The organism is Pandoraea thiooxydans (assembly GCF_001931675.1).
In the GTDB taxonomy this organism is placed as follows: domain Bacteria; phylum Pseudomonadota; class Gammaproteobacteria; order Burkholderiales; family Burkholderiaceae; genus Pandoraea; species Pandoraea thiooxydans.
Genome location: NZ_CP014839.1, coordinates 3,986,003 through 4,012,322 on the forward strand (window position 1 = coordinate 3,986,003; position 26,320 = coordinate 4,012,322).

The 26,320-nt window shown below is 65.8% G+C and carries 27 protein-coding genes; 15 read left to right on the plus strand and 12 right to left on the minus strand.

From position 1 onward, the window contains the following. Positions 1–58: 58 nt before the first annotated feature. Both PATSB16_RS18445 and PATSB16_RS18450 read left to right on the plus strand, forming a co-directional pair. The gene (locus PATSB16_RS18445; protein WP_047215487.1) at positions 59–988 is read left to right on the plus strand and encodes a helix-turn-helix transcriptional regulator; all 930 of its coding nucleotides are present in this window, start codon (positions 59–61) and stop codon (positions 986–988) included. Positions 989–1,033: 45 nt separating this feature from the next. Further along, the gene (locus PATSB16_RS18450) at positions 1,034–1,258 is read left to right on the plus strand and encodes an RNA-binding S4 domain-containing protein (protein ID WP_047215488.1); all 225 of its coding nucleotides are present in this window, start codon (positions 1,034–1,036) and stop codon (positions 1,256–1,258) included. A gap of 29 nt (positions 1,259–1,287) precedes the next feature. Here the strand turns inward: PATSB16_RS18450 and PATSB16_RS18455 are convergent, their stop codons facing one another. Further along, positions 1,288–2,475, minus strand: coding sequence for an MFS transporter (locus tag PATSB16_RS18455; RefSeq protein ID WP_047215489.1), 1,188 nt, complete (start codon positions 2,473–2,475; stop codon positions 1,288–1,290). 101 nt (positions 2,476–2,576) lie between these two features. Between PATSB16_RS18455 and PATSB16_RS18460 the strand changes: the two genes are divergently transcribed. The 3 genes from PATSB16_RS18460 to PATSB16_RS18470 all read left to right on the plus strand — a co-directional run bounded on the left by PATSB16_RS18460 (position 2,577) and on the right by PATSB16_RS18470 (position 5,650). Then, a complete protein-coding gene (locus tag PATSB16_RS18460) occupies positions 2,577–3,482 on the plus strand; it encodes a LysR family transcriptional regulator (RefSeq protein ID WP_047215490.1) in 906 nt (301 codons plus the stop codon). 277 nt (positions 3,483–3,759) lie between these two features. Next, positions 3,760–5,361: an APC family permease gene (locus PATSB16_RS18465; protein ID WP_047215491.1), complete on the plus strand. Its 1,602-nt coding sequence runs from the start codon at positions 3,760–3,762 to the stop codon at positions 5,359–5,361. Positions 5,362–5,461: 100 nt separating this feature from the next. Beyond that, a complete protein-coding gene (locus PATSB16_RS18470; protein WP_047215492.1) occupies positions 5,462–5,650 on the plus strand; it encodes a hypothetical protein in 189 nt (62 codons plus the stop codon). Positions 5,651–5,663: 13 nt separating this feature from the next. Here the strand turns inward: PATSB16_RS18470 and PATSB16_RS18475 are convergent, their stop codons facing one another. The 4 genes from PATSB16_RS18475 to PATSB16_RS18490 form a co-directional block, all read right to left on the minus strand. Next, the gene (locus tag PATSB16_RS18475) at positions 5,664–6,332 is read right to left on the minus strand and encodes a glutathione S-transferase family protein (protein ID WP_047215493.1); all 669 of its coding nucleotides are present in this window, start codon (positions 6,330–6,332) and stop codon (positions 5,664–5,666) included. 16 nt (positions 6,333–6,348) lie between these two features. Further along, the gene (locus tag PATSB16_RS18480; protein WP_047215494.1) at positions 6,349–7,110 is read right to left on the minus strand and encodes an ABC transporter permease; all 762 of its coding nucleotides are present in this window, start codon (positions 7,108–7,110) and stop codon (positions 6,349–6,351) included. Further along, positions 7,107–8,042: an ABC transporter ATP-binding protein gene (locus PATSB16_RS18485; RefSeq protein WP_047215495.1), complete on the minus strand. Its 936-nt coding sequence runs from the start codon at positions 8,040–8,042 to the stop codon at positions 7,107–7,109. The genes PATSB16_RS18480 and PATSB16_RS18485 overlap by 4 nt, the downstream gene beginning before the upstream one ends. Positions 8,043–8,156: 114 nt before the next feature. Then, on the minus strand, positions 8,157–9,176 hold the full coding sequence (locus tag PATSB16_RS18490) for a zinc-dependent alcohol dehydrogenase family protein (RefSeq protein ID WP_156884882.1): 1,020 nt from the start codon (positions 9,174–9,176) through the stop codon (positions 8,157–8,159). Between the two features lie 92 nt (positions 9,177–9,268). Between PATSB16_RS18490 and PATSB16_RS18495 the strand changes: the two genes are divergently transcribed. Beyond that, entirely contained in the window at positions 9,269–10,195 is a 927-nt protein-coding gene (locus tag PATSB16_RS18495; protein WP_047215496.1) for a LysR family transcriptional regulator, read from the plus strand. Positions 10,196–10,219: 24 nt separating this feature from the next. Here PATSB16_RS18495 and PATSB16_RS18500 read toward each other — a convergent pair whose 3' ends face one another. Beyond that, a complete protein-coding gene (locus PATSB16_RS18500) occupies positions 10,220–11,116 on the minus strand; it encodes a LysR family transcriptional regulator (RefSeq protein WP_047215497.1) in 897 nt (298 codons plus the stop codon). A gap of 111 nt (positions 11,117–11,227) precedes the next feature. Between PATSB16_RS18500 and PATSB16_RS18505 the strand changes: the two genes are divergently transcribed. The 3 genes from PATSB16_RS18505 to PATSB16_RS18515 all read left to right on the plus strand — a co-directional run bounded on the left by PATSB16_RS18505 (position 11,228) and on the right by PATSB16_RS18515 (position 15,569). Continuing rightward, positions 11,228–12,982 carry an acyl-CoA dehydrogenase family protein gene (locus PATSB16_RS18505; RefSeq protein ID WP_047215498.1) on the plus strand — a complete coding sequence of 585 codons (1,755 nt, stop codon included), beginning with the start codon at positions 11,228–11,230 and terminating at the stop codon, positions 12,980–12,982. Beyond that, positions 12,979–14,181 (plus strand): CaiB/BaiF CoA transferase family protein, encoded by a 1,203-nt coding sequence (locus PATSB16_RS18510; protein WP_047215499.1) that lies wholly within the window; start codon positions 12,979–12,981, stop codon positions 14,179–14,181. The genes PATSB16_RS18505 and PATSB16_RS18510 overlap by 4 nt, the downstream gene beginning before the upstream one ends. A gap of 68 nt (positions 14,182–14,249) precedes the next feature. Continuing rightward, positions 14,250–15,569: an MFS transporter gene (locus PATSB16_RS18515; RefSeq protein ID WP_047215500.1), complete on the plus strand. Its 1,320-nt coding sequence runs from the start codon at positions 14,250–14,252 to the stop codon at positions 15,567–15,569. 60 nt (positions 15,570–15,629) lie between these two features. Here PATSB16_RS18515 and PATSB16_RS18520 read toward each other — a convergent pair whose 3' ends face one another. Continuing rightward, entirely contained in the window at positions 15,630–16,097 is a 468-nt protein-coding gene (locus PATSB16_RS18520) for an Lrp/AsnC family transcriptional regulator (RefSeq protein WP_047215501.1), read from the minus strand. A 199-nt stretch (positions 16,098–16,296) separates the two neighbouring features. On the opposite strand from PATSB16_RS18520, the gene PATSB16_RS18525 reads away from it, so the two are divergent. From PATSB16_RS18525 to PATSB16_RS18545, 5 genes are all read left to right on the plus strand, one after another. Further along, positions 16,297–16,530, plus strand: a complete 234-nt coding sequence (locus PATSB16_RS18525) for a DUF6356 family protein (RefSeq protein ID WP_047215502.1) — start codon at positions 16,297–16,299, stop codon at positions 16,528–16,530. 23 nt (positions 16,531–16,553) lie between these two features. Further along, entirely contained in the window at positions 16,554–17,774 is a 1,221-nt protein-coding gene (metC, locus tag PATSB16_RS18530; RefSeq protein WP_047215503.1) for a cystathionine beta-lyase, read from the plus strand. Positions 17,775–17,822: 48 nt separating this feature from the next. Continuing rightward, positions 17,823–18,626, plus strand: a complete 804-nt coding sequence (locus tag PATSB16_RS18535) for a transporter substrate-binding domain-containing protein (protein WP_047215504.1) — start codon at positions 17,823–17,825, stop codon at positions 18,624–18,626. An 82-nt stretch (positions 18,627–18,708) separates the two neighbouring features. Further along, the gene (locus tag PATSB16_RS18540) at positions 18,709–19,368 is read left to right on the plus strand and encodes an amino acid ABC transporter permease (protein WP_047215505.1); all 660 of its coding nucleotides are present in this window, start codon (positions 18,709–18,711) and stop codon (positions 19,366–19,368) included. 36 nt (positions 19,369–19,404) lie between these two features. Further along, positions 19,405–20,130, plus strand: a complete 726-nt coding sequence (locus PATSB16_RS18545; RefSeq protein WP_047215506.1) for an amino acid ABC transporter ATP-binding protein — start codon at positions 19,405–19,407, stop codon at positions 20,128–20,130. 28 nt (positions 20,131–20,158) lie between these two features. On the opposite strand, the gene PATSB16_RS18550 is transcribed toward PATSB16_RS18545, so the two are convergent. The 4 genes from PATSB16_RS18550 to PATSB16_RS18565 are packed head-to-tail and all read right to left on the minus strand — an operon-like array spanning position 20,159 to position 24,801. Then, positions 20,159–21,169: a lipoprotein gene (locus PATSB16_RS18550; protein ID WP_047216743.1), complete on the minus strand. Its 1,011-nt coding sequence runs from the start codon at positions 21,167–21,169 to the stop codon at positions 20,159–20,161. 12 nt (positions 21,170–21,181) lie between these two features. Next, positions 21,182–22,540, minus strand: coding sequence for an MFS transporter (locus PATSB16_RS18555; RefSeq protein ID WP_083566840.1), 1,359 nt, complete (start codon positions 22,538–22,540; stop codon positions 21,182–21,184). Continuing rightward, on the minus strand, positions 22,537–23,688 hold the full coding sequence (locus PATSB16_RS18560; protein WP_237170261.1) for an alpha/beta hydrolase: 1,152 nt from the start codon (positions 23,686–23,688) through the stop codon (positions 22,537–22,539). Before PATSB16_RS18560 ends, PATSB16_RS18555 begins: the two co-directional genes overlap by 4 nt. A gap of 15 nt (positions 23,689–23,703) precedes the next feature. Further along, positions 23,704–24,801, minus strand: coding sequence for a porin (locus tag PATSB16_RS18565; protein WP_052892746.1), 1,098 nt, complete (start codon positions 24,799–24,801; stop codon positions 23,704–23,706). 184 nt (positions 24,802–24,985) lie between these two features. On the opposite strand from PATSB16_RS18565, the gene PATSB16_RS18570 reads away from it, so the two are divergent. Further along, positions 24,986–25,936, plus strand: coding sequence for a LysR family transcriptional regulator (locus PATSB16_RS18570; protein WP_047216747.1), 951 nt, complete (start codon positions 24,986–24,988; stop codon positions 25,934–25,936). Here PATSB16_RS18570 and PATSB16_RS18575 read toward each other — a convergent pair. Next, entirely contained in the window at positions 25,918–26,316 is a 399-nt protein-coding gene (locus PATSB16_RS18575; RefSeq protein WP_047215507.1) for a tautomerase family protein, read from the minus strand. The genes PATSB16_RS18570 and PATSB16_RS18575 overlap by 19 nt on opposite strands. Between the last annotated feature and the right edge of the window lie 4 nt (positions 26,317–26,320).

Consider the following 26,320-nt stretch of genomic DNA (forward strand, 5'->3'; position numbering starts at 1 on the left):
CGCTGGCCGGCGCCGCCCCGCGTGAACGTCAGCATAGGTCCGCACGAGGGAATGATTCTTGGCGAAAATTGCGCTCGAACTGGCTCAGGCACTTTCCCGGCGCGCCGCCACCGGCGCGGCCGGCAATGCATCGCGCCGCCGGCTGGCGCAGGGCGACGGCTGGGCGGTCGACGACGTGATGTGCACCGCGGGGCCGCAGGATCGCGCTTTCGAGGAGCGTCACGAAACGGTATCGATCGCCATCGTGCTGGCCGGCAGCTTTCAGTACCGCAGCGTGCCCGGGCGGGCCCTGATGACACCGGGTTCGGTGCTGCTGGGCAGCGCCGGCCGATGTTTCGAATGCGGGCACGAGCACGGTGCGGGCGACCGCTGCCTGGCGTTTCGTTACACACCCGACACCTTCGAGCGCGTCTATGCGCAGGTCGGCGCGCGCGGCCCGACACCCGATTTCCGACACCCGAACCTGCCCGCGCTGCGCGCATTCGCGCCGCTGGTGGCGCAGGCTTTTGCGGGGTTGAGCGCACCGCAGAGCGGCATCGCCTGGGAAGAACTCGCCCTGCGCCTGGCCGCGCAGACCGTGCGCGTTGCCTGGGCGCTGCCTGAGGCAGCCGGGGCGATACCGCGTGGCGCCGAAGCGCGCGTCGCGCAGAGCGTGCGCGAGATCGAGCATCGATCCGGCACACCCCTATCGCTGAGCGCTCTGGCCAGCGAGGCGGGCCTGAGCCCTTATCACTTTCTGCGCACTTTCGAGCGTGTCACCGGGCTGACCCCGCATCAATACCTGCGCCGCACACGCTTGCGCAACGCCGCGATCCGGCTGTTGAGCGACGATGCGAAAATCCTCGACGTCGCGCTCGATTGCGGTTTCGGCGACGTATCGAATTTCAATCATGCCTTTCGCGCCGAATTCGGCCTCAGCCCACGCGCCTATCGCCGCCACGACGCGCCGCGCGCCAATGAATCGGTGCTTGGCAGCCGGCCGGCTTGAAGGCGACAATACGAGCCCTTCTCCCACCGCCCGCTGCCCACCGTCATGCAACACCTCGAATTCGAACTGACCGGCGACTTCGTCGCACTCAACGACCTGCTCAAAGTCACCGGCCTGTGCGACAGCGGCGGGGCCGGCAAGGCGCTGGTGGCCAGCGGCGCGGTCAGCGTCGACGGCCATACGGAGACGCGCAAAACCTGCAAGATCCGCGCGCACCAGACCGTGGCACTGGGCGACGTGCGGATCCACGTGATTCCGGCGCGGCCATAATCTGCCCTGCCCCGACCGGCGCGAGAGACTCAGTCGGCGTTCAGGCAGGCGGCCGCACGCGCGGGCCGCGCCGGCCTGCGCGAGAGCTGCAGCATGCCCAGCGCGGCCAGCAGAAGCAGCATCGACGCCAACGGCAGTGCATGGGCGCCAGCCGCGCTATAAACGCGCCCGGCCACGGCCGACCCGGCCGACATGCCGATGTATAGCGCCGATGCGTTCAGTGCCAGCACTACGCCACGCGCGTGCGGCGCCAATTCGACCAGGCGCCGCTGCTGGGCGGGCACGAACACGTCATTGGCAACTGCCCACAGGATCAGCACGACAAAGGCGACAGCGCTCACGCCTGGCGCCACGTAAGCCAGCGCGAAAGTGCCAACCAGCACGCCCAGCGCGACCGCCAGCGAGCGCTCCGCACTCCAGCGGGTTGCCACCCAGCGCGCCGCCACGTTGCCCACGACGCTCGCGACGCCGAACACCAGCAGCGCGCTCGAGGCCTCGCCGCCCGACAGGCCGAAGCGCTCGCGCAGAAGCGGCACGATCAGCGTATAGCTGGCAAACAGTCCCGCCATTTGCAGGAACACCACGCTCACCCCGCTGGCGATCGCCGGCTGACGCAACAGCCCGACCAGTTCGCGCAGCGCCATGCGCTGACCTGCCTCGCGCACTTTGACGAACACCAGCACCGCGGCGATCACGCCGAGATTCAGTCCGGCCACCGCGACGAACAGCGGCCGCCAGCCGATATTGAGCGAGATCCAGGCCGATGCCGGCATACTGAGCACCGATGAGATCGTCATGCCCATAAAGACCGCGGCCAGCGCGCGTCCCTGCTGATGGCGCTCGACCAGGCCAGCGCCAAGCGCCGACGCCACCGGTCCGATCGCGGCCGCGCCCAGCGCGGTCAGCACGCGCGCGGCAAACAACACGCCGTAATTGGGCGCGGCGGCGGCAAGCAGCGCACCGAGCGCAGCCAGGCTCAAGCCCCCCAGCAACAGCGCGCGACGCTCCAGAAAGCCCAGCACCATCTGAATCAGCGGGGCCCCCACCGCGTAGGTCAGGGCAAACACCGAAATCAGATTCGCGACGGCGCCCCGACTCACGTGCAAGCCGTCGGCGATCGACGGCAACGCGCCGATCGCCGCCATGGTCGTGGTACCCATCACGAAATACGCGGCAGTCAATGTGGCGAGGGCATAAGCGCGTCGTCGGTCGTTCATGAGTCGTCTCCCGGACTGGCAGCTGTTGGCAAGTGCTTGTCACTGTAGAGAAGATCGACGTATATTAAAAATGGATTATTAATATACGACCCATAACTGAAATGGATTTACGCAGTCTCGACCTGAATCTGCTGGTGTCGCTCGACGCCCTGCTCGCCGAGCGCAACGTCACGCGCGCGGCCGCGCGCCTGCATGTCAGCCAGCCGGCACTCTCGGCTCAGCTCGCGCGGCTGCGCGCGATTTTCGACGATCCGTTGCTGATGCCCGCCGAGAGCGGGCGCGGCATGGTCGCGACGGCCCGCGCCGAGCGCCTGCAGACGGAGTTGCGCGGCGCGCTGCATCACCTGCAAATGGTCATCAGCCGCACGCCGAGTTTCGATCCGCGCAACGACATACGCAGCTTCACGCTGGCCTCCAGCGACAATGCCAGCATGCTGATCGGCCTGCCGCTGTTCGAGGCACTGCGCACGGCCGCCGGCGACGGTATCCGCATTGCCTGGCGCAGCGTCGACGGGGCACGCGTGGCCGCGCAGCTCGAGAGCGGTGAAATCGATTTTCTGATCGCCTCGCCCGACGTCATGCCGCCGGCCATGAAAGCCACCCGCGTCATCGAGGAGCACTTCGTCATGGCACAGCGCAAGGGGCATCCGCGCGGCACCGGACCGCTCGATCTGGCAAGTTACTGCGCACTGCGGCATGTGCTGGTCTCGATCAGCGGCGGCAATTTTCACGGCTTCATGGACGAGCATCTCGAAAGGCTCGGCGTACAGCGCACGGTTGCCGTTTCGGTTCAGCAGTTCGGCCTGGCCGCGGCAATCCTTCAGGTAACCGACTATGTATGTACGCTGCCGGTCCGACTGGTGCAGCGTTATGCCGACACACTCGATGCTTTCGAGCTGCCTTTCGCGGCCCAGGGGTTCTCGCTCTATCTCGGCTGGCATCCGCGCTTTCATGCCGATCCGGCCCATCGCTGGCTGCGCGACATGATCCTGCGCTGCGTGCGCTAAGCTCTCACCGGGCGATGCGCGCGCCGCGCTCAGGCGCGCCCAAGGCCCGTCTCGATCGATTCGCACTGGCATATATCGCATCGTCACCTAAAATATAGGCAGCTTCGCACTGCCAGAGCGCGCCACCCGCGTCGGGCAGTGAGGTCTGTGCGCCCTCTCTCAAGTGAGAGCATGCGTGCGGTCGATATGTGGGACACCGTCACTTCGAAGCAGCTTTCGCACAGCCCACCGGAACAATCTACCGAGCGACCTCACGCGTCAATTCAAAGGAGGTTGTATGGCTAACGCCACAGGGGTAAGCGTCACCGGCAAACTACGCCGGGATGCCGGGATCATCGGGCTGCTCTTTGCGAGTACCAGCAGCATTGTCGGCTCAGGCTGGTTGTTCGGGGCCTTCCACGCCTCGAAAATCGCCGGTCCGCTGAGCATCTGGAGCTGGATCATCGGCGCTTTCATCATCATGCTCATCGCCTTGTGCTTCGCCGAGCTGGCTGCCCTGTTCCCGCGTAGCGGCGCTCTGGTGCACATGAGTCACGCCAGCCACGGCGACGGCCTGGGGCGCATCTGGAGCTGGATGCTGTTTCTCGCCTATGTGCCCATACCGGCGGTCGAAGCTGAGGCGATCGTCACGTATGCCAACAACTACCTCCCGTATTTCATTCAGCCCGGCAGCCAAGGACTCCTAACTGTCGCGGGCTTTATCACCTGCGCCGCGTTGCTCGGTCTGATGGCGCTGCTCAACCTGATGACGGTGCGCTGGCTGCTCAACTTCAACTCCACCATTACCTGGTGGAAGATACTGGTGCCGGCCATCACCATCGTGGCGCTCATCGGCGCCAGCACGCACTGGGACGTGATGCACGCCGACCCGACCGGATACAAGTTCTCCGGCGTCTTCACCGCGCTGCCGGCGGCCGGCATCATTTTCAGCTACCTGGGGTTCCGCACCGCGATCGATCTTGGCGGCGAGAGCTCGAATCCGAACCGCAATATCCCGCTCGCGGTGATCGGCTCGGTGCTGCTTGCCGCCGTGCTCTACGTGCTGCTGCAGATCGCCTTCCTCAAGGCATTGGCGCCGGCCGATCTGGCGCGCGGCTGGGCCAACCTCAACTTCACCGGGCAGATGGGGCCGTTCGCCGGTCTGGCCGCGACCCTTGGCCTGGGCTGGATGGCAACGCTGCTCTACATCGACGCCTACATCTCGCCCGGCGGCACCGGTCTGATGTACATGACCGGCGGCTCGCGCGTGCTGTTCGCCGTCGGCGAACTCGACGCCGGTCCGCGTTGGCTGGCCAAGCTCAACAATAATCAAGTGCCGTGGGCCTCGGTGATCCTGATGTGGCTGGTGGGCGTGATCTTCCTGTTGCCGTTCCCGGCCTGGCAGCAAATGGTGAATTACATCACCTCGATTACCGTGCTGACCTATGGCCTGGGCCCCGTCGCACTGCTGGTCATGCGGCGCAGCCTGCCCAACCTGAAGCGCCCGTTCCATCTGAAAGGCGCGTGGCTCATCGCGCCCTTTGCCTTCGTGTGCAGCAACTGGGTCATCTATTGGACCGGCTATAAGACCAACACTTTCCTGTTCATACTGATCACCGTCGGCTTTATCCTGTATGCGCTGCACTACCACCTGGTTGCCAGAAAGCCCGCGCGCGACTTTGGCTGGCGCCATATTGCCTGGCTGCTGCCGTGGTTTGGCGGCCTGTGGGTTCTGTCGCTGCTGGGCGGCATCGGCGGCGGCAAGGACCTGCTTGGCTTCGGCTGGGAAGTCGTGTGCGTGGCCGTATGGAGTCTGATTGTGCTGTGGTTGGCGGTTGCCACCGCGCTGCCCAAACACGAAACGGCCGAGATCATGTCCCGCATGGAGAAAACCGTCTGACGGCTCGCGCGCCGCAAGCGTCGGTATCCGCTCGCCGTCCCCGGCGGGCGGGTACCCGGCGCCGGAGTACAATGCGCCCCTACGCCGTCAAGGACACATCGTGAAGAAAACCGATCTCGAGAAACTGAAAGGTCTGAAGCTGACCAATCAACTGAAGCAGAGCCAGACTCCGCGCGGCGGCAAGAGTGCGCGCACTCAGGCGGGGCAGCCGGTGCGCGCCAGCAAGTTGATGAACGCCCTGCTCAAAGCGCCGGAACCCGAAGCGGGCGACCGTCAGGCGGGCGACTGAGCGCCGCGCGCCGTCAAACACGGGTATCGGGTGAGGGCAGCGTCGAAATACCTTGCGCCCGCGCGGCCGCTTCCTGCGCCCGCAACGCGCGCGCGAATCCCTCCCGTTGCCGCAACCGTGACCAATAGGCCGCCACGGCGGGCGTGAAGTGCGACGCCAGGCCCAGGTGCTCGGCCAGCAGCAACGCATAGCCGACCGAGACATCGGCGGCGGTAAAGCGCCCGGCACACAAATAGTCCTGCTCCGCCAGCAGCGTCTGCAGGCTGCGCAAGCGCGCCAGAAACCACTTTTGATAATCGGCCGCGACCTGCGGCATGCGCCGCTCTTCAGGCTCGAAATGGGTGTAGCGCAACACCAGCGTCTGCGGAAAGGTCAGGGTCGCCTCGCCGAAATGCAGAAAATTCAGATAGCTGCCGAAGTCGGGCTCGTCGGCCTCGACCTGCAGCGTATTGGGCGTGTAACGCGCGGCCAGGTATTGGCAGATCGCGGACGACTCGGTCATGCGCGTCGCGCCGTCGAGCAGCAGCGGCACCGTGCCGAGCGGATTGACATCCAGATAGGAGCGCTCCCGCGCGCGCGGCGGGAACGGCAGCATGCGCAGTTCGTAGGGCAGGCCCAGCTCTTCGAGCATCCAGAGCGGACGAAACGATCGTGCGCTGACGCAATGAAAAAGCGTGATCATGGGCGAGCCGCCGCTCTCAGGTTTTGAGCCGATAGCCGGTCTTGAAAATCCACGCCACGACCGCCAGGAACACTGCCAGAAACACCAGCGTCATGCCCAAGCTGATGCCGATGCTCACATCGGCGATGCCGTAGAAGCTCCAGCGAAAGCCGCTGATCAGGTAGACCACCGGATTGAGCAGCGCCACGGCGCGCCAGAACGGCGGCAGGATGTGGATCGAATAGAAACTGCCGCCCAAAAAAGTCAGCGGCGTGATGATCAACAGGGGCACCACCTGCAGTTTCTCGAATCCGTCGGCCCAGATGCCGATGATGAAGCCCAGCAGGCTGAAGGTCACGGCAGTGAGCAGCAGAAACAGCACCATCCACACCGGATGATCGATGCGCAGCGGCACGAACAGCGTGGCGGTCGCCAGGATGATCAACCCCAGGATGATCGACTTGGTCGCGGCCGCCCCCACGTAACTCACGACGATCTCGAGATACGACACCGGCGCGGAGAGCAATTCATAGATCGTGCCGGTGAACTTGGGAAAATAAATGCCGAACGATGCGTTGGAGACGCTTTGCGTCAACAGCGACAGCATGATCAAACCCGGCACGATGAACGCGCCGTAACTGATACCGTCGATCTGCGCGATGCGCGAACCGATGGCCGCGCCGAACACCACGAAATACAGCGAGGTCGAAATCACCGGCGAAATCACGCTTTGCATCAGCGTGCGCCAGGTGCGCGCCATCTCGAACAAATAAATCGCGCGGACTGCGTACAGATTCATTGTCCGTCCCTCACTAAACTGACGAAAATATCTTCCAGCGAACTCTGCGTCGTTTGGAGGTCTCGGAACGGAATGCCAGCCTGATTCAGATCCCTGAGCAGCGCCGTGATGTCGTTACCCTCGGCGTGCTCGCCCTGGGTGTCGTAGGTATAGATCAGTTCGCGTCCATCGTTGGCCAGCTCCAGGTGATACCCGGCCAACGCCGCCGGAACCGCGTCGAGCGGTTGCTGCAGCTGCAGGATCAACTGCTTCTTGCCCAGCTTGTGCATCAGTTCGGTCTTGTCCTCGACCAGCATGATCTCGCCATTGCTGATCACGCCGATGCGATCGGCCATTTCCTCGGCTTCGTCGATATAGTGGGTGGTCAGGATGATCGTCACGCCGGAGGCCTGCAGCGTGCGCACCAATTCCCACATATCGCGCCGCAGCTCGACATCGACGCCGGCGGTCGGCTCGTCCAGGAACAGCACCCGCGGCTCGTGCGCCAGCGCCTTGGCGATCAGCACGCGCCGCTTCATGCCGCCCGAGAGCGCCATGATCATGTTGTCTTTTTTGTTCCACAGCGACAAATCGCGCAACACCTTTTCGATGTGCGCGGGATTGGCCGGCTTGCCGAACAGGCCGCGGCTGAACGACACCGTCGCCCATACCGTTTCGAACGCGTTGGAGGTCAGCTCCTGCGGCACCAGGCCAATGGTCGCACGCGCGGCACGATAATCGGTCACGATATCGTGCCCGTCCACCACGATGCTGCCTTCGGTCGCATTGACCAGGCCGCAGACGGTGCCGATCAGCGTGGTTTTGCCGGCGCCGTTGGGGCCCAGCAGCGCGAAAATCTCGCCCCGGCGAATCTCCAGATTGACATGCTTGAGCGCCTGGAAGCCGGTTGCGTAGGTTTTCGACAGATTCTTGATCGAGATGATTGGCTGCATGGACGCGACGATAGCACATGCCGGCGCATCGTTGGAAAACGCCCGCAAAGCCAGTCCTGGCCTGAAGATACGCCGCGTCCTGACTGATTCGGAGTGCGATCGCGCGCGCTTCGATCAGCGCCTGGACAGATCGACCACCACTTTGCCGAACGCGCCACGCGCCAGGTGCTCGAGCGCGGCGGGCAACTCGGTCAGCCCATACGAGCCGGCCACCACCGGCCGGATATTTGCCGCGTCGAGCGCACGCACCAGATCCGCCAGCGCGCGTCGATGACCGACGCCGATACCCTGCACGGTGGCGCGGCCGAGCATCAGCGGATACACGGAACTGCGCAGCTCCGTGCCCTGCAACATGCCGATGACCGAGATCCGCCCGCCCTGGGCTATTGCCTGCAGCGACTGCTCGAAATTGTCGCCGCCGGCGAGCTCCAGCACATGATCCGCGCCACGCCCGCCGGTCAGCTCGCGCACTGCGTCGGCCCACCGCGGCGACGTCGTACGATCGATGCACCAGGTCGCGCCCAGCGCCTTGACGCGCTCGAGCTTGTCCGCGCTACCCGAGATCACGGCCACGCGCGCGCCCTGCGCGCGCGCGAGCTGCAGGGCAAACAGCGCGACACCGCCCGTGCCCTGCACCACCACCGTATCGCCGGGCCGGGTCCGAGCCTGCTCGGCCAGCGCAAACCAGGCCGTTGTCCCGGCGCAGGTCAGCGTGCTGGCCTCGACGTGCGTGAGCGACTGCGGCGCGAGGACGAGTTGGGCCTCGTCGAACACAACATATTCGGCCAGCATGCCTGGCCCCGGGCCGCCAAAGGGATGAACCGGCACCGGCGCGATGCCGTCGCTCCAGTTCGTGAAGAATGCATTGACAACGCGATCCCCAGGCTGCAAACGCAGCACTTGCGGTCCGAGCGCCACGACTTCGCCGCTCATATCCGAGCCCGGGGTGAACGGCATATCGAGCGTCATGCCCATGCCATCCTCGATCATCAGCAAGTCGCGGTAATTCAGCGCCGCCGCCCCGATCTTGACCAGAACCTGGCCACGCCCGGGGGTCGGCACGGGCACCTCGGCCAACCGCAGGTGAGCGCGCCCAAAGGTTTCCATCTGCCAGCGCCGCATCAACGAATTCATCATGTCCTCCTGTGTGCATCGATCAGGAATACGAGCATAATGATTCTTCAATATACCCAGTGATGATTTTTGACTGACTATTTGGTGAAACAATGGAACCAATTGCCGGCGACCGCCTGACCGGTATCGAGACCTTTGTGGTGGCCGCCGAAGCAGGCAGCTTCGCGCTTGCCGCCGAACGGCTCAAAGTAACGCGCTCGGCCGTGAGCAAAACCATCGCGCGCCTGGAAACCCGGCTGGGCGTGCGGCTGCTGGTGCGCACCACCCGCAGTCAGACCCTGACCGAAGCCGGTCAGGCGTTCTACGAGCGCTGCATCAAGGCATTGCGCGAACTCGACGACGCGCAGGCCGCGCTCGAGGCGGGGCATCATGAGCCGGCGGGGCGCGTACGCGTGAGCGCGCCGGTGATTTTCGGCCGGCGCCATGTCGCCCCCGTGTTGCAGGAACTGATGAAGCGCCACGCGCGACTCGAATTCGAAATATCACTGACGGACCGGATCACCGATTTCGTCGACGATGGCATCGACCTCGCGATTCGCAGCGGCTCGATAGCCGACAGCAGTTCGCTCGTCGCGCGGCCGCTCGGCAGCCAAACGATGATCGTATGCGCCGCCCCGGCCTACCTTGCGGCGCGCGGCAAACCCGCCGGCCTTGACGATCTCGCCGCCCACGACGGTATTGTCTATGCGCGCCATGGCAAGGTCTTTCCCTGGTCGTTGCGCGACACGACCGGTCATGCGCGCGAGCTCCGCATCGCGCACCGGCTGCGCTATGACGATCTCGAAGCGATCGCCGCGGCCGCCGTCGACGGCATCGGGCTGGCGCGCCTGCCGATCTGGCTGGTCTACGATCATCTGCAGGCCGGACGGCTGGTACGCGCACTCGACGAGGCGGATCCGGTCGGCGCGGCAACGCATCTGGTCTGGCCGCACACCAGATATCTGCCGCTGAAAATGCGTCTGGTCATCGACGCGCTATTGGCAACGCTGCCGCCGCTGCTCGCGCGTCGCGCGCCATAAAATCGGCGCATCCGCCGGCGCGCCTCAGGCGAGCCGCGCCGCGCGCACCGCACGCTCCAGATAGTCGGCGAAACGCGCGACGGCCGGCTCGGCCTCGTCCGCGCGACGCAGCAACAGCACCTGCGACTCGAGCTGATTGCGCGCCAGCGGCCGGTAACACACGCGGTCGTTGCCCACACGCCGCAGGGTGCTGGGCACCAGCGCCACCCCGAGACCGAACTCGACCATGCTGACCACGCTCTGCCACAGGCGCGCCTCATGGCGAATCAACGGGCTGAAGCCGGCCTCGACACACATGGCGATGATCAGGTCGTGATAATGCGGCGACACGCTGCGCGGGAACAGAATGAAAGGCTCGTTGGCCAGCGCGCGCACTTCGATCGTGCGCCGCCTCGCCAGCCGGTGGGCGACCGGCAGGCAGCACACGAACGGCTCGGACAGAATCGGCGCCGACACGACGTCGGGCGGGAAATTGCCCCAATGCGCGTACCCCATGTCGATCTGCATGCGCTGGATCGCCTGAACCTGCTCGCTCGTATTCATTTCCTTCAGGATGATCTCGACGGCGGGATGGTCGGCCTCGAAGCGCTGCATCGCCTGCGGCAGGCCGCGATACAGCATGGCGTTGACGAAGCCGATGCGCAGGCGGCCCGCCAGTCCGTGCGCCGAGCGCACCGTCACGCGCCGCGCCTCGTCGGCCTGCTGCAGCAGTTTGCGCGCCTCGTCGAGCAACACCCGGCCGGCGTTGGTCAGCGCCACCGATTTGTTGGTCCGGCTCAGCAACTGCACGCCCAGCTGCTCCTCGAACTTGCGGATATCGAAGCTCAGCGCCGGCTGAGAAATAAAAAGCCGCTTGGCCGCGCGGCCGAAATGCAGCTCCTCGGCAACCGCCACGAAATAACGCAACTGCTTGAGATCCACGCTTCTCTCCGCCCGGGTTATCGATAAGTTCCATTTATCGTAACGCAAAAATCTTGTATTGGACGCCTATCGTCGCCCCTCCTATGCTGGGCCCACACAGGAGACAAGCGCATGAATTCAACTGACCTCGCGCCAGCGGCCGGCGCCGACAACATACCCGATAGCCGGGGTATCAATTTCTTCGCCAGCGACCCTGGCTTTGCCCGCCTGCTGCGGCACTACCTGGGCGAAGACACCTACCGGCGCGTCGAGCCCCAGCTCGCCGCGCTGGGCCAGCGCGCCTCGGACGAACTCGACAGGTGGGCTTCGAACGCCGACCGGCATCCGCCGCAACTGCTGCATCGCACCCGTCGCGGCGAGGCCCTGCAGCGCATCGACAAGCACCCCGACTACGTCGCGCTCGAGCGCGTGGCCTATGCCGAGCTGGGGCTCGCGGCGATGAGCCACGACGGCAGCGCACTGCCGCCGCTGGTCAAGTACGCGCTGACCTTCCTCTTCGTGCAGGCCGAGTTCGGCCTGTGTTGTCCGGTCAGCATGACTGACTCGCTCACCCGCACACTGCGCAAATTCGGTGCGCCGGCACTCGTCGAGCACTTCCTGCCGCGACTCGCCTCGCGCGACTTCGACACGCTGTACCAGGGCGCCATGTTCATGACCGAGCAGGCGGCCGGCTCCGACGTGGCGCAAATCGCCACGCGCGCCGCGCAAGCCGTCGGGCCGGACGGTCAGCCGCAATGGCGTCTGTATGGCGACAAATGGTTCTGCTCGAATGCCGACGCCGATCTCGCGATGGTCCTGGCGCGCCCCGACGACGCGCCGCCGGGCATCAAGGGCCTGGCGCTGTTTCTGCTGCCCAAAACGCTGCCGGACGGCTCGCGCAATCACTATCGCATCGTGCGCTTGAAGGACAAGCTCGGCAGCCGCTCGATGGCCAGCGGAGAAATCATTCTCGACGGCGCCGTGGCCCACCTGATCGGCGAAGTCGGCCGCGGCTTTCATCAGATGGCCGACATGATCAATATGTCGCGCCTGTCCAACGGCGTGCGGGCCGCCGGCCTGATGCGGCGCGCACTCACCGAGGCGCTGCACATCGCACGCCATCGCGAGGCGTTCGGCCGCAAGCTGGTCGACATGCCGCTGATGCAGCGGCAGCTCCTGAAAATGCAGTTGCCGGCCGAACAGGCGCGCTCGATGTTCCTGCAGATCGCCTCGATCCTGCCGCGTGCCGACCAGGGCGACACGGAGGCGGGCAAATGCCTGCGCATTCTCACGCCATTGATCAAATTCCGCGCTTGCCGCGATGCCCGGCGCGTCACCGGCGATGCGATGGAGGTGCGCGGCGGCACCGGCTACATCGAGGAATGGAGCGATCCGCGGCTGGTGCGTGACGCTCATCTGGGCTCGATCTGGGAAGGCACCAGCAATATCGTCGCGCTCGACATCGCGCGCGCGACCCAGCGCGACGGCGCGCTCGAACCCCTGCGGGCTCACCTGCTGCGCCTGCTGGACGATGCCGCTGTGCCGGCAGCCAGTGCCGAGCTGCTGCGCACCACCGTCGGGCGCGCCTGCGATGCCATGGCCCGCGTCGCGCAAGCCGGGCAGGACGAGCTGGTTCGGCAGGCCGGCTCGGCGCTGTACCATGCGAGCACCGCCGTGTTCATGGCGCATGAAGCGGTCCACCTGGCGCCCGACTGGCGCCGGCTCGCGCTCAGCCACCTGGTATTGCGCCACAAGCTGCTGCCGGCCGACCCGCTCGAGCCGACCTGCGCGGCGGACCCGGCGGACATACTCGCGGCCGTGGTGCAGGAGCGGGCCGTCACCCTCGCGCAGGCGATGCAATTGCTGCCGGCCAGGAGCGCGCCATGAATTGCGCCACCGCCGCATCCGTTACCGGTGCCCTGCAAGGCATCAAGGTCGTCGACCTGAGCCGCGTGCTGGGAGGCCCTTACTGCACCCAGGCGCTGGCCGACCACGGCGCGCAAGTGATCAAGCTCGAGCCGCCGGCGGGCGACGAAACACGCGGCTGGGGGCCGCCGTTCGTCGACGGCACCGCGTCGTACTTTCTCGGCGCCAACCGCAACAAGCAGGGCATCGCGCTCGACCTGTCGAGCGAAGCGGGGCGCGCCATCCTGTGGCGCCTGCTCGAAGATGCCGACGTGCTGATCGAAAATTTCAAGCCGGGAACGCTGGCACGCTGGCGCATGGACTATCAGCGCGACTTGCGGCCCCGCCTGCCGCGGCTGATTCATTGCGCGATCACCGGCTTCGGCGCCGACGGGCCGCTCGGCGGCCTGCCGGGCTACGACGCGGTGATTCAGGCGATGGCCGGCTTGATGAGCGTCAACGGCGAACGAGACGGCGGCGCGCTGCGCATCGGACTGCCAATCGTCGACATGGTCACCGGCCTGAACGCCATGGCCGGCATTTTGCTCGCGCTGGCCGAGCGCGAGCGCAGCGGGCAGGGGCAATCGGTGGACGTGACGCTGTACGACTGCGGCGTCTCGCTGCTGCATCCGCATCTGCCGAACTACTTCGGCTCGGGCCGGACGCCGCAGCGCAGCGGTAACGCGCATCCGAACATTGCGCCGTACGACAGCTACCGCTGCGCCGACGCGCCGATCTTCCTGGCGATCGGCAACGATCGCCAATTCGCCAAACTGTGCGATCACCTCGGCGCGCCCGAGCTCGCATGCGAGCCGCGCTTTCTCGACAATCGCAGCCGCTGCGCACACCGCGCCGAACTGAAGGCAGCGCTCGAGTCGCTGCTGAGCAGGCATGCGTGCGAGCCGCTGGCGCACGCGCTGATGGCCGCCGGCGTGCCGTGCGGGCCGGTGCGCACGGTCGACGCGGTGGCTCGGCATGCGCACACCGCGCACCGCGACATGGTGGTCGAGATCGGCGCCTATCGCGGCACCGGCTCGCCGATCAAGCTCTCTCGCACGCCCGCGACCTATCGCAGCGCGCCGCCGGCACTCGGCGGCGACACCCGCGCCGTGCTCGATGCCCTGGGCATCGATGCATCGACCCAGCAACGCCTGCGTGAGGCCGGCGTGCTCAAGGACTGATAGCCCCACCGCGGCGAGTCCGGCACGCAGAGGCCGCGCCGTCCACTTACTTCAGGAAGGAGACACCCATGACACATCCACAACCGCTTCACCGCACGGGCCGCCAGCCGGCTCGCGCGGCGGCCGCCGCGTTCGTCGGCACCACCATCGAGTGGTACGACTTCTATATCTACGCCGCGGCTTCCGCGCTGATTTTCGGCAAACTGTTTTTTCCATCGCACGAACCGTTCTTCAGCACGCTGGCATCGTTCGGCACCTTTGCCGTGGGCTTTTTCGCGCGCCCGTTCGGCGGGCTCGTCTTCGGCCACCTGGGCGACCGCATCGGACGCAAGCGGGCCCTCGTCGCCACGCTGCTGATCATGGGCCTGGGCACGGTCGGCATCGGCTTTTTGCCGACCTATGCGAGCGCCGGCGTGCTCGCGCCGGTGCTATTGGTGGTCATGCGCGTCGTGCAGGGCATCGCGATCGGTGGCGAGTGGGGCGGGGCGGTCCTGATGGCTGGTGAGCACGCCCCCGGGCAGCGGCGCACTTTCCTCGCATCGTTCGCGCAGTTGGGCAGCCCGGCCGGGCTGATCCTGTCATTGCTGGCGTTTCGCGCCGTCACGGCGATGGACAAGACGGCGTTTCTCGACTGGGGCTGGCGCCTGCCGTTTCTCGCCAGCGCGGTGCTGCTGATCGTCGGCCTGCTGGTGCGCCTGGGTGTGAACGAATCGCCCGAGTTCGAGGCGGTACGCCGCGAGCGGCGCACCGCCACACTGCCGATCGCCGAAGTCGTGCGCAACGCGTGGGGCACCGTGCTGTTGTGCCTGGGTGCCAATGTCATTGGTGTGGCCGGCGCATGGTTCGTCAATGCGTTCATGCTCAATTACACGACGCAAACGCTCGGGCTCGACCGCACCCTGATTCTCGACTGCCTGTTCATCGTCGCCTTCATTCAATTCTTTACCCAGCTCGCCTCGGGCTGGCTGGGCCAGCGCATCGGGCCGGTGCGCTTTCTCAAGGCAGCAGCCGCGCTCGCCATGCTCTCGCCCTATCCGATGTTTCTGCTGGTCTCGACCGGCCGGCCGGCGGCCATCGTGGCCGGCATCGCCATCGCGGTGATGTGCATGTCGAGTTCCTACGCGGTGATGGCGGGCTTCATGACCAATGCATTCCCGGTGCGCGTGCGCTATTCGGCGATCTCGCTGTCGTACCAGCTGTGCGCCGCGCTGGCGGGCGGCCTGACGCCGCTGATCGGCACGCTGCTGGTGCATCAATATCCTGGCCAATGGTGGCCGCTGGCGCTTTTCTACAGCACGCTGGCGGCGATCTCGCTGCTGTGCATCAGCGCGCTGGCCATGAAGCAGTCCGCGGCGTCGTTGACCGCGGGCGCGGCGATGGCCGAGTAACAGCGGCATGCCGCGGGCCTGATCCGGCTCGCGGCGGCTCGGCTTGCCAGACCCGGGGCGTTAGTCCCCGCTTACGTGCACCAGCGGCAAGGCCGTGGTGTGCTTGACCACCTCCATCGCAAAGCCCGCGCTGACGTCGAGCAATTCCGTGACCTTGATCAGCCGCTTGTAGACGTCGTCATAGCCGGCGATATCGGAGACGACCACCTTGAGCAGGTAATCGGTCTCGCCGGTCATCCGGTAGATCTCGACGATCTCCGGAATCGCGCGCACTCCCTTGAGAAAGCGCTGTGTCCACGCGTCATTGTGCTGGCTGGCGCGAATGCTGACGAAAGCGGTCAGGCCCAGGTTCAGCTTGGCCGCGTCGCACAACACCACCTGCTGCCGGATCACCCCCTCGTCGCGCAGCTTCTGCACGCGGCGCCAGCAGGGCGTAGGCGAGAGGTTGACAGCCTTGGCGAGCTCGTTCAGGCCGATCGACGCATCGGCCTGCAACAGCGCCAATATCTGGATGTCTTTCTTATCCATATCTCATTTATTAGAAAAATTTTCTAATTATATGGCGATTCGTGGAGAATTTTGAAAGCCTTTTTCTCAGGCCAATCCCTATCATTGGTCTTCAGAGACATCTCGCAACGCGTCCGGGCAACCGCCGGCGCCGAGCGAGAGACGGCCTGCCGCGGGTAGGGCGGCCCCGACGACAACCCAGCATTCCCGGCATTCGTTCATGAACAAACTATCCAGGCTATTCAAAGAGCACCCGGCATCGGTCGGCGAAAACTATTGGCAGCACATGGGCGCGTCGTTCTCGTTCTGCTGGCCGATGCTGCTTGCCTCGCTCGCGGCCATCGTGCATGGCATCTTCCCGTTTCTGTTCGTCAAGACCGGCAGCAACACCGTGGCGCGTCTGCACGAGCGCATGGTCGTCAACCGCGCGCGCACGACGCTGCGCCGGCCCTGAAACCATCACCCACTTTCCCTGATATGACAACTCCCTTCGAGCATGCGTCGCGCCCGCTGGCGACCGATACGTATCTGCTGCATGGCATCGGCGACGCCGCTGAATTCGGCGGCATCGTCAACCCGCCGGTATATCACGCCTCGACCGTGACATTCCGCAATCTTGCCGACATGGAGGCGCGCGGGCGCGCCATCGATGCGGCCGACACCGACGTCATGTGGTACGGCCGCAAAGGCACGCCGACCACCTTCGCGCTGCAGAACGCGCTGGCTCACCTCGAGGGCGGCTACCGCTCGCTGTTGGTGTCGTCCGGCTTGGCCGCCTGCACCAGCGCCATCATGGCGTTCGTCAAGGCGGGCGATCACATCCTCGTGAGCGACAGCGTCTACGGGCCCACGCGCCATTTCGTCGACACCGTGCTGGCCCGCTGCAATATCTCGGCGACCTACTACGACCCATGCATCGGTGCCGGCATCGGCTCGCTGTTCCGCCCGAACACGACGCTCGTATTCACCGAGTCGCCGGGCTCGCAGACTTTCGAGATTCAGGACATTCCGGCCATCGCACAGGCCGCGCACGCGCGCGGCGCGGTGGTGGTGATGGACAACACGTGGGCCACGCCGCTGTACTTCAAGCCGTTCGAACACGGCGTCGACGTCTCGGTGCAGGCAGCGACCAAATACATCGTCGGCCACTCCGACGCGCTGATGGGCGTCATCACCACCAACCAGGCCACCTGGCGCACGGTGCGCGAGTACGTGTTCGCCGCCGGCCAGCATGCCGGCCCCGACGACGTCTACCTGGCGCTGCGCGGGCTGCGCACGATGGCCGTGCGTCTGGAGCGGCATCAGCGCAACGGGCTGGCGCTCGCCCAATGGCTGGCGCAGCGGCCCGAAGTCGCGCAGGTACTGCACCCGGGCCTGCCCGACGCGCCCGGGCATGCGCTCTGGAAGCGCGATTTCACGGGCGCCTCGGGCCTGTTCAGCGTGGTGCTGGCGCCCGGCTTTTCGGATCACGCGTTCCGCGCCTTTATCGATCATCTGGCGCTGTTCCGTCTCGGGTTCTCCTGGGGCGGCTTCGAGAGCCTGGTGATGCCGTTCGACTTGCGGGGCGAGCGCACCGCGGCGCCACCGCCTGCCGCAGCGGCCGTCGGTCAGGCATTCCGATTACATGTAGGACTCGAAGCAAAGGAGGATCTGATCGACGACCTGGCAATGGCAATGCGGCAGCTCGCAAGGCAGTGACAGCGCTGTACAAAAAATAAATCTTTGATTCAACAGGAGACACCCCCCATGAAGTCCTCGAAAATCTGGTTCAAAGGCCTGCTGTTGGCAGTCGCCCTGAATTTCACCGGCGCGGCCGCCGTGCATGCCGAAGACCTGCTGCAATCGGTCAAGGCCAGCGGCGTGCTGAAAATCGGCCTGGAAGGCACTTATCCCCCGTTCGGCTATCGCGACAGCGCGGGCAAGCTCGACGGCTTCGACGTCGCGGTGGCCAAAGCGGTCGCCACGCGCATGGGCCTCAAGCCGGTGTTCGTCACCACCGAATGGAGCGGCATCATCGCCGGCCTGCAGGCAGGCAAGTTCGACGTCATCGTCAACCAGGTCTCGATCACACCGCAGCGTCAACAGGTGCTCGACTTCACGCCGCCTTATGCCTACTCGTCCGCGCAATTGATCGAGCGCACCAGCGACAAGCGCAACTTCAAATCGCTGGCCGATCTCAAGGGCAAGAAAGTCGGCGTCTCGCTGGGCAGCAACTTCGCCGATCTGGCCCATTCTGAGCCGGGCGTGATCGTCAAGACCTATCCCGGCGCGCCCGAGACCCTGAGCGACCTGGCCGACGGGCGCATCGACGCCAGCATCAACGACCGGCTGATGCTGCCCTATCTGATCAAGACTTCGCACCTGCCGCTGCGCACCGGCGCGCTGCTCAATGGCGCCAAGTTCGAGATGGGCATACCGTTTCGCAAGGGCAACCCGGCTTTTGCCAAAGCCATCGACGATGCGGTGAGCTCGCTGCGCCAGGACGGCACGCTGCGTAAATTGTCGATGCAGTGGTTCGGCACCGACGTCAGCCGGCCCATCGCGCAGTAATCGCCCCCCAGCCCGCTGTACCGCAGGCCCGACGCGCCCCCTTGCGGCGGCCGGCGCGCCTGCGCTCGCCAGAGATCACATCATGGAACCTGCTGCTCTGCTCGCTCACGCGCTGCCCCTGCTGCTCAAGGGCGCCGCGCTCACCATTGAATTCGCCGTGGCCTCGATGGTGCTCGGCCTGCTGGTCGGCGTCGCGGTCGCCATCGTTGGCATCAGCGGCCAGCCGATCGCCGTCGCGATAGCGCGCGGCTACGTCAGCATCATGCGCGGCACGCCGCTGCTGGTGCAGATATTCGTCGTCTACTACGGTTTGCCCAATATCGGCATCTCGCTGGACCCAACCACGGCCGGCATCCTGACGCTCACCGCCAACGCCGGCGCGTATCTGTCGGAGAGCATGCGCGGTGCGATCCTGGGCATCGGCAAAGGCCAATGGGCGGCCGCTCACAGCCTGGGCCTCAATCACCTGCAGACGCTGCGCTACGTGATTTGCCCGCAAGCGCTGCGGCTCGCGGTGCCGAGCCTGGGCAACACGCTGATCAGCCTGATCAAGGACACCTCGCTGGTGTCGGTCATCACGGTCACCGAGTTGCTGCGCTCGGCGCAGGAAGTCATCGCCGCGACCTTCCAGCCGCTGCCGCTGTATCTCGCGGTCGCCCTGATCTATTGGATTCTCAGCACCGGCCTGGCCTGGCTGCAGCGCCGCGTCGAGTCGCGCCTGGCGCTGCCGGCCCTGCGCTAGACGGGCGCGGCACAACACAACTCGGGAGAGCGCGCAATGATTGCGATGGAAAATGTATCGAAGTGGTACGGGCAGTTCAAGGTGCTCGACAATTGCACCGCCCAGGTCGGCAAGGGCGAAGTGGTCGTGGTGTGCGGCCCGTCCGGCTCCGGCAAATCGACGCTGATCAAAACCGTGAACGGCCTGGAGCAGTATCAACAGGGCCGCATCACCGTCGACGGGGTGGAGCTCGGCGCGCCGTCGATCAAATTGACCCAGTTGCGCGCGCGCGTGGGCATGGTGTTCCAGCATTTCGAGCTGTTTCCCCATCTGTCGATTCTCGACAACCTGACGCTGGCGCAGATCAAGGTGCTCAAGCGCGGCAAGGAAGAGGCGCGTCTCAAGGGGCTCGCGCTGCTCGAGCGCGTCGGCCTGCGGGAACACGCGCCCAAGTACCCGGCGCAACTGTCGGGCGGCCAGCAGCAGCGTGTGGCGATCGCTCGCGCGCTATCGATGGACCCCATCGCGATGCTGTTCGACGAGCCGACCTCGGCTCTCGATCCGGAAATGATCAACGAGGTGCTCGACGTGATGGTCGAGCTCGCGCGCGAGGGCATGACCATGATTTGCGTGACGCACGAAATGGGGTTCGCAAAAAAGGTCGCTCACCGCGTCATTTTCATGGACGGCGGCGCGATCGTCGAAGATGCGTGCAAGGATGCCTTCTTCGGCACCCCGAATTCGCCGCGCGCGCGCGAGTTCCTGGCCAAGATCCTGCATTGATTTGCCGGCGCGGGGACGGCGCGCCGCATCACGGCGCGCCAAACAGCGCGGCCACGCCTTCGGGCGAACTCAGCATGGCCGCGCCGTCGTGGCCCACGCCCGGTACGACCAGGCCGCGATGCGCCAGCGCGGCGCCGTGACGGGCCTGGAGATAGCGGAAGTACGCCTGCCCGCGCGCCAGCCGCTGGGGCCCCTGGGCCTGCGCCGCGCACGACACGTCGAGCGCCGGGTGACGCGGATCGCAATCGTTCTCTCCCCACAGATACACCACGTCGCGCCGCACATAGCGCGCTTCGAGGACATCGAAAGAGGTCTCGCCGACGTAGGCCGGCGCGTCGCGCGGGCCATATTTCCATCGATCGAAATCAGCGCAGCGGGCGCGCTCGAAGGGGCCGAAGCCACCATGCCCATCGGGCCGCCGATCGTCGAAATAGACGTAGCTCGACGGATTGGCAATCACGAAGCGCGTCGCCACGCGCGGCGCATCGGCACGGTGGGGCGCGACCACCGCGTAGCGATGCACGACCTGTGCGCCGCCCGAGTGTCCGGCCAGCACCACCCGCGACAGGGCGGGAAAGCGTCCGGCCTGGGCGCAGCGCGCGACGATCGCGTCGAGCACCTCGAAGGAACTGCGCGGATGCGGAGCCAGCCCCGCGTCGCCGCCCATCCAACCGGTCCAGTCCCAATGCAGCGTATCGGCTGGCAACCGGTGCGCGGCGACATCGGCCTGCGCGAGGAACTGCGGCACGATCAGCACGGTGTCGTCCAGCGAGCGGCGCGCCGCGCGCAGGGCCGCCTCGGCGAACGCATAGTAAGCGTCGGCGTTGCGCAGGCGACCGTGAATCAGTATCAGCGCCGCGGTGACATGCGCGCCGCCGCTCTCCCAGGCGGGCGAGACGAAGGCGGGCAGCCGGCCGCCGCCCGGCAGGCCGAACCAGCTGGCGCCCACCGCGCGCACCGGCCGCTCGTTGCCGGCCCGTTCGTCGTTGATATCGGCCGCATCGATCGGGGAGGGGGCTGCGCCAAGCGTGTCAATCATGTCTTGCGTCATTCAATGCGTGGTATGCGAAGTCGTCACGCCCACCGGCTGTGGCACGCCCCGCCCGTAGTCGCGCTCGGCGTACGCGGCGCGCCCGGTGCGCGTGAAAAAGACCAAGGCGAGCGAAATCAGCGCCGCCGCGATCAAGTAGAACGCGGGCATCAGGTTGTTGCCGGTGAGGTGGGTGAGCCAGGTGACGGTGACCGGTGCCAGACCGCCGAACAGCGTCACCGCCAGGTTGTAGGACAGCGCCACGCCGGCCGAGCGTGCCTGCACCGGGAAGATCGTCGCCAGCATGCCCGGGTGCGGCCCCGACATGGCCGCCATGAAGACGGTGGCGATGATCTGCGCGCTCAGCAGCCGCGCCGGCGACGGGTCGGCGACCACATACCAGAACAGCGGATAGACGCTCAGCAGCCACAGGATCACGATCGGATAGAAAAGGCGGTAAGCGCCGTAACGATCGGCCAATTTCCCGGAGACCGGAAACAGGAAGAAATTGATCGCGCCCGAGACCAGCGTGGTGAGCAACGCCGCCTTCAGCGGCATGTGCAATTGCCGCTGCACGTAGATCGGCAAGTACGAATGCCACAGGTAGTTGGCGGCGGCGCCGACGATGATCACGCCCATCGCGCACAGGGCCGCATCGCCGTTGTCGCGCACGAAGCTGCGCAGGCTGGTGCGCGGCGCATGGCCCAGGCGCTGCTTGAGCGCTTCGAACTCCGGCGACTCGTCGACACGGTGGCGGATGTAGAAACCGAGCGGCCCGATCAGCGAGCCCAACAGGAACGGCACCCGCCAGCCCCAGCTATGCAACTGCTCGGGCGAGAGCCAGGTGGTCAATAAATATCCGCACCCCGACGACAGGATCAGCGCAAAAGCCTGCGACGACATATTGAAGCTGCCGTAGAACATCTTCTTGCCCGGCGGCGCGTACTCTACCAGCATGGCCGAGGCCGTGCCGAACTGGCCGCCGACGGCCAGCCCCTGGATCAACCGGGCCAGCACGACGATGCACGGCGCGGCGATGCCGATCGTCGCATAACCGGGCGTGAGCCCGATCATCAGGGTGCTGGCGGCCATCATCAGGATCAGCAGCGACAGTACGCGCGGACGGCCGACCCGATCCGCGTAGGCGCCGAGCAGGACCCCGCCCAGCGGCCGCACGAAAAAGCCAATGGCGAAAGTGGCCAGCGTCAGTGAAATCGAAAGATAGCTGCTGTGAGTCGGAAAGAACACCTTGGCGATGGTCTTGGCGAAGTAGCCGTACGCCAGGAAGTCGAACCATTCGAGACCGTTGCCTACCACCGAGGCGACGATCGCGCGGCGAACCTGTTGTGGCGTGAGCCGGGGGGAGGGTGACGTGTTCATTGGCTTTTTGTCTCCTGCAGTCGATGGCACCCCGGCACGCCGAACAGCGCACTTTGCGCGCATGGCGTAGTCAGCACGCGTGCCTCGTTGTGGCCGGCACCCGGCACGACGATCATCGGCTGTGCCAGGTTCGGGTGACGTTGCCTCAAATAGGCGTAATACGCAGTGGCCCGGGCGAGGCGCTGGCTGCCTTGCGCCTCGGCCGGGCAACTCTTGTCGAGCGCGCGTTGCGCCGGGTCGTTGTCGTCGCCGCCCACGAAGTAGGTGATGTCGCGCCGGACGTAACGTTGCTCAAGTCTTTGCGGCGTGCTGCCGGCCAAATAGGGCGGCAGGTTTTCCAGGCCATATTTCCAGTCGTCGTAGCCCGGGCATTGCGCCGCATCGTAGCGGGCGAACGTGACGCGCCCGTCGCGCGGGTCGCCCACCGGCCGCAGCTTGTCGAAATAGGCATACGACGACGGGCTCGCCACCACGAAGCTCACCCGTATGCCGCGCCGCGCCAATGCGCGCAGGCCGTGGACAGCCAGGGCGTAGCGCTGCGCCACTTGCGCGCCGCCCGAGAACCCGGCCAACACGACGTCGCGCAGTTGCGGAAAATTCGCGCGCTCGGCCAGACGCGCGAGCAGTGCGTCGAGCGCGGCGTACGAGCTCAGCGGCTGCGGGCCGGCGGCGGGCTCACCCCCCATCCAGCCGGTGCCGTGCCAGTGCAGCACGTCGGCCGGCACATGGTTCGGCGCCATATCGATGGTGGCCAGAAACTGCGGGGCGATCAGCAGCGCGCGCTGTCCCGCCGCGCCGGCCGCCTCGGCCGCGCGCCGCAATGTGGCGTAGTACGTGTCGGCGTTGCGCAGCTTGCCGTGCACGACAATCACGGCGCGCGTCACGCCAGGCTGGGGCCGCGCAAGGTCGGCCGACGCAATCAGCGGCAGCAGCGCCGGATGGCCGGGGCGCCCGATGTCGATCATCGAGCTCGCCACCACCTTGACCGGCCGCAGATGCGCCCGATACACGTGCGCGGGCGCGGCGCCAGCCGGCCGCGCGGCGACGCCCAGCGCGCCACCAGCGAGCCCCATCAGCAGGGCCGGCGCGATCCGGCGCGCGCGTCGGGTCAACGAAATCAGGCGGCGCAATGCGAGGTTGTCTTTCATGGTCGGGTCCTCACCTCAGAAGCGATGCCGGATGCCGAGCGTGGCCGCGGTTTGCACGGCCATGAACGCGGTGGACTTGGTCACGCCCACGGCGGTATAACTGCCGTCGCCGTTGTGTGTCGCGCCGGCATAAGCCAGCGTCGCGTACAGGTCGGTGCGACGCGACAAATGATATTGCCCGCTGAGCACGCCCATCAAGGCGTTCGACACTCCAGACTGGCCTGCTTGCTGGTAATAGGCGGCGGCCGTGAGCTTGACGCGCGGCGACACCGCGTAACGCACGCCGCCGAACCACAACCCCGCAGTAACCGAGGCGCCCTTGACCGGTTCGCTCAAGTAATGCTCGTAGCCGCCCATGAGCACGGCCGGGCCGATCGCCTGACGAGCCGAAGCGCTCCAGTTGCTGGTCTTCGTATGCAGGCCGGCCGCATTGATCGCACCATTGCGGTAATCATAGGCGAGCCCCACGCCGAAGCCCCGATATCGATACTCGAGCCCTGCGCCATAGGCCGCGCTGCTTTGAAACGACGCCGGATCGTTGCCGAAGCTGTAGTCGCCGATTACCGTCAAGCCGCCCACGTGTCCGAAGTACTTGACCGAATTGTTCACGCGGGCCTTGAATGCCATGCTGTCGCTCGAACCGGTCGAGGGCAGCCAGGTGTACTGCGGCGAGAAGCTCATCGGGTCGTAATGCAGCAGGATGTCGTACATTGCGGTGTACTGCAGGCCTGCCGACAGCGCGCCCCAGCGGCTCGCCAGTCCGACTTCGGCGGTACGATTGAACAGCGTGCCCTGGCTGGTCTGCGTGCCGTCGTTCAAGTCGAACCCAGCCTCCAGCGCGAAGAACGCCGCCAACCCGCCGCCCAGGTCTTCACGGCCCTTGAAGCCGAAGCGATCATTCGACAGCCCGCCGCTTTTCTCGCGCGTGAGGCGATCACCCGCCGCATCGGCGTGGGTCACGGTTTCCACGTTGACGTCGAGCACCCCATACAGCGAGGTAAAACTCGAACCCGGCGTGTTGATGTCGGAAAACGTTTCGGCCGACGCCGTGCCCGCCAGCGCCATGGCCAACAGCGCCGCGCCGACGGCGCTGCCTGGAAGTGAAATGCGCATCGTGTCTCCTTATCGGTTTTATCGTTGTGCGATGCCGAGCGAGCGACGGTGCGATTGGCACTGCGCCGCTCCAGACCCGACATGTGATGCCATGCTAGGAATTCACATGCCGGATGTAAAATACATAATTCCGACCCATGCCATATGCAAAACATATGGCAATTCGCGCGAGGCACTGGCGACGATGGAATTACGGCATCTGAAATATTTCCTGGCAGTGGCCGAGGAGCGCCAGTTCACGCGCGCCGCGGCGCGGCTATTCATCGAGCAGCCGCCGCTGTCGCAACAGATCCGCGCGCTGGAGAATGAGCTGGGTTTCGCGCTGTTCTCGCGGCTGCCGCGCGGGGTCGAGCCCACGCCGGCCGGCGAGTCGTTCGCCGACGACGTCCGGCAGGCGCTTTCCCTGCTCGATCTGGCGGTACGCAAGGCCGCGCGCATCGCGCGCGGAGAACTGGGCGCGGTAGCCGTGGGCATGACCAGCTCCGCGGCATTTCATCCGCTGCCGCTGACCCTGGTGCGCGAGTTTCGCGAACGCTACCACGACGTCGCGATCGACCTGGTCGAGCTCAACGCCGCGGAAATCATCGAACGGATGTCGCGCGGGGCGATCCAGGTGGCCATTCTTCGCAAGCCGATCGACACGCCGGACGGGCTCGCCTTCGAGCCGCTGTTCGACGAAGAGATGGTGGTGGTGCTGCCCGATGGACATCGCCTGGCCCAACCCAAGCGGGGCCGTGCCGGCATTCGACTGAAGGATCTGGCCGGCGAGGACTTCGTGCTGGTGCGACGCCCCGGCGCGCCCGGTATCTACGCGGACTTTCTCGCCGCCTGCCGCGCCAGCGGTTTCGAGCCGCGCGTGGTGCAGGAAGTCCCGCGCATGGCGGCCGGCATCAATCTGGTGGCCGCCGGGCTCGGCATCACGGTAGTGCCGGCCTCGATGCAGCGCTACGGCCAGCACAGCGTCGTATTCCGGCGCCTCGCGCACAGCACGCGGGTCTCGGCGCCGCTGCATCTGGCTTACCGCGCCGCCGAGCCCAACAGCGCCGCGCGGCAACTCACGCAGCTGATCCTGGCGCGCGCGCACGGCAAGCCGGGCGACGCGGGCCAGCCGAATCCTCACCCCGCGGCGTGGTGATAGCGGTACTCCTGGGTCTTTCCGCCATAGCCATATGACGCGGCGCGCACGTCCTGCACGTAGATGTAGCTCTCTTCATGCAGATTGCCCAGCAAGCGCGAGAAGGCACCGAATGCCTCGCTGATGTATTGCGCCTTCTCCTGCTTGGTGTTGGTCTCGTCGGTGACCTTGATGTCGAAATAGATGCTGCTCTTGCCCTGCTCGGTGAGCGAGCGGCCGCCGACGATCCAATGATCCGGATCGACGTAATCGATCGCGATCGACGTGACCTCGGGCTTTTTCCCGAGAATCCGCGAGGTGAGATCGAGCAGGATGCCGGAGACCTCGCGGGTCAACTCCTTCGATGGTTTGGCGCTGATTTTGACGTTCAGGATAGGCATGACG

What these genes read in the sequence shown, in the direction of transcription:
- PATSB16_RS18515 (WP_047215500.1), top strand. Translation starts at nt 14,250, where the DNA reads ATGACACATCCACAACCGCTTCACCGCACGGGCCGCCAGCCGGCTCGC.
- metC (WP_047215503.1), top strand. Translation starts at nt 16,554, where the DNA reads ATGACAACTCCCTTCGAGCATGCGTCGCGCCCGCTGGCGACCGATACG.
- PATSB16_RS18460 (WP_047215490.1), top strand. Translation starts at nt 2,577, where the DNA reads ATGGATTTACGCAGTCTCGACCTGAATCTGCTGGTGTCGCTCGACGCC.
- PATSB16_RS18495 (WP_047215496.1), top strand. Translation starts at nt 9,269, where the DNA reads ATGGAACCAATTGCCGGCGACCGCCTGACCGGTATCGAGACCTTTGTG.
- PATSB16_RS18555 (WP_083566840.1), bottom strand. Translation starts at nt 22,540, where the DNA reads ATGAACACGTCACCCTCCCCCCGGCTCACGCCACAACAGGTTCGCCGC.
- PATSB16_RS18560 (WP_237170261.1), bottom strand. Translation starts at nt 23,688, where the DNA reads ATGAAAGACAACCTCGCATTGCGCCGCCTGATTTCGTTGACCCGACGC.
- PATSB16_RS18490 (WP_156884882.1), bottom strand. Translation starts at nt 9,176, where the DNA reads ATGAATTCGTTGATGCGGCGCTGGCAGATGGAAACCTTTGGGCGCGCT.
- PATSB16_RS18525 (WP_047215502.1), top strand. Translation starts at nt 16,297, where the DNA reads ATGAACAAACTATCCAGGCTATTCAAAGAGCACCCGGCATCGGTCGGC.
- PATSB16_RS18550 (WP_047216743.1), bottom strand. Translation starts at nt 21,169, where the DNA reads ATGATTGACACGCTTGGCGCAGCCCCCTCCCCGATCGATGCGGCCGAT.
- PATSB16_RS18570 (WP_047216747.1), top strand. Translation starts at nt 24,986, where the DNA reads ATGGAATTACGGCATCTGAAATATTTCCTGGCAGTGGCCGAGGAGCGC.
- PATSB16_RS18510 (WP_047215499.1), top strand. Translation starts at nt 12,979, where the DNA reads ATGAATTGCGCCACCGCCGCATCCGTTACCGGTGCCCTGCAAGGCATC.
- PATSB16_RS18455 (WP_047215489.1), bottom strand. Translation starts at nt 2,475, where the DNA reads ATGAACGACCGACGACGCGCTTATGCCCTCGCCACATTGACTGCCGCG.
- PATSB16_RS18475 (WP_047215493.1), bottom strand. Translation starts at nt 6,332, where the DNA reads ATGATCACGCTTTTTCATTGCGTCAGCGCACGATCGTTTCGTCCGCTC.
- PATSB16_RS18450 (WP_047215488.1), top strand. Translation starts at nt 1,034, where the DNA reads ATGCAACACCTCGAATTCGAACTGACCGGCGACTTCGTCGCACTCAAC.
- PATSB16_RS18465 (WP_047215491.1), top strand. Translation starts at nt 3,760, where the DNA reads ATGGCTAACGCCACAGGGGTAAGCGTCACCGGCAAACTACGCCGGGAT.
- PATSB16_RS18565 (WP_052892746.1), bottom strand. Translation starts at nt 24,801, where the DNA reads ATGCGCATTTCACTTCCAGGCAGCGCCGTCGGCGCGGCGCTGTTGGCC.
- PATSB16_RS18520 (WP_047215501.1), bottom strand. Translation starts at nt 16,097, where the DNA reads ATGGATAAGAAAGACATCCAGATATTGGCGCTGTTGCAGGCCGATGCG.
- PATSB16_RS18545 (WP_047215506.1), top strand. Translation starts at nt 19,405, where the DNA reads ATGATTGCGATGGAAAATGTATCGAAGTGGTACGGGCAGTTCAAGGTG.
- PATSB16_RS18575 (WP_047215507.1), bottom strand. Translation starts at nt 26,316, where the DNA reads ATGCCTATCCTGAACGTCAAAATCAGCGCCAAACCATCGAAGGAGTTG.
- PATSB16_RS18535 (WP_047215504.1), top strand. Translation starts at nt 17,823, where the DNA reads ATGAAGTCCTCGAAAATCTGGTTCAAAGGCCTGCTGTTGGCAGTCGCC.
- PATSB16_RS18540 (WP_047215505.1), top strand. Translation starts at nt 18,709, where the DNA reads ATGGAACCTGCTGCTCTGCTCGCTCACGCGCTGCCCCTGCTGCTCAAG.
- PATSB16_RS18505 (WP_047215498.1), top strand. Translation starts at nt 11,228, where the DNA reads ATGAATTCAACTGACCTCGCGCCAGCGGCCGGCGCCGACAACATACCC.
- PATSB16_RS18485 (WP_047215495.1), bottom strand. Translation starts at nt 8,042, where the DNA reads ATGCAGCCAATCATCTCGATCAAGAATCTGTCGAAAACCTACGCAACC.
- PATSB16_RS18480 (WP_047215494.1), bottom strand. Translation starts at nt 7,110, where the DNA reads ATGAATCTGTACGCAGTCCGCGCGATTTATTTGTTCGAGATGGCGCGC.